Annotated in this window: 1 protein-coding gene; it reads left to right on the forward strand. The window is 66.3% G+C overall.

The features are described 5' to 3' along the window. The coding region (locus ACQCVD_RS15430; RefSeq protein ID WP_426824667.1) for a biotin/lipoyl-containing protein at positions 1-1122 on the forward strand (1122 nt) is incomplete at its 5' end. Positions 1123-1143 lie beyond the last annotated feature (21 nt).

Raw genomic sequence — 1143 nt, forward strand, 5'->3', positions numbered from 1 at the left:
GGGGCGTCGGCGCCGATGTCGGGCACGACCTCGCAGCCGTCGTTGTCGGCGATCGTGGCGGCGTTCGCCGACACCTACCGGGATACCGGGTTGTCGTTGGACGCGGTCGGGGACCTGGAACCGTACTGGGAGGCGGTGCGGCAGTTGTATGCGCCGTTCGAGTCCGGTATTCCGGGTCCGACCGGGCGGGTGTACCGTCATGAGATTCCGGGTGGGCAGTTGTCGAACCTGCGGACCCAGGCCACGGCGTTGGGGCTGGGGGATCGTTTCGAGTTGATTGAAAACGCCTACGCCGATGTCAATGAGTTGCTGGGGCGGCCGACGAAGGTCACTCCGTCGTCGAAGGTGGTCGGGGATCTGGCGCTGCACCTGGTGGGTGCGGGGGTGTCGGTATCCGAGTTCGCGGCTGATCCGCAGCGCTATGACATCCCGGATTCGGTGACTGCGTTTCTGCGTGGAGAGCTGGGAACTCCGCCCGGTGGGTGGCCGGAGCCGTTGCGCAGCCGCGCGCTGGCCGGGCGTGCGGAGAAGACCACTCATCTGGTGGAGGTCCCGGAGCAGGAGCGGGGGAACCTGTGTGCGGAGGATCATCAGGTGCGTCGGGAGGCGTTGTCGCGGTTGCTGTTTCCGAAGCAGTTCGAGGAGTTCCAGGAGCACCGTCGTCTGTACGGTGACATCTCCGGGTTGGATGACACGCCGTTCCTCTATGGTCTGGAGGAGGGGGTGGAGACGGTGATCCGGATTCCGGGGGATACCGCGATGGTGGTGCGCCTGGATGCGGTGGGCGAGCCGGATGACAAGGGTATGCGCCGGGTGGTGTGTAATGTCAACGGTCAGATCCGGCCGTTGCAGGTCCGGGATCGGTCGGTGGAGTCGGTCACGGCGGCGGCGGAGAAGGCGGACCCGGCTGTGACCGGGCATGTGGCCGCCCCGTTTGCTGGTGTGGTCACCATCAGCGTCGAGGAGGGCGCGGAGGTGTCTGCCGGTGATGCGGTGGCGGTGATCGAGGCGATGAAGATGGAGGCCACGATCACGACTCCGGTTGATGGGGTGGTCAAGCGGGTGGTGCTCAAGCAGCCCGAGAAGGTTGAGGGCGGGGACCTGCTGGTGGTCGTGGAGTAGCCTGCCTGGGCCGGCGTTTTG

The organism is Corynebacterium halotolerans (assembly GCF_050107895.1).
Classification (GTDB): domain Bacteria; phylum Actinomycetota; class Actinomycetes; order Mycobacteriales; family Mycobacteriaceae; genus Corynebacterium; species Corynebacterium halotolerans_B.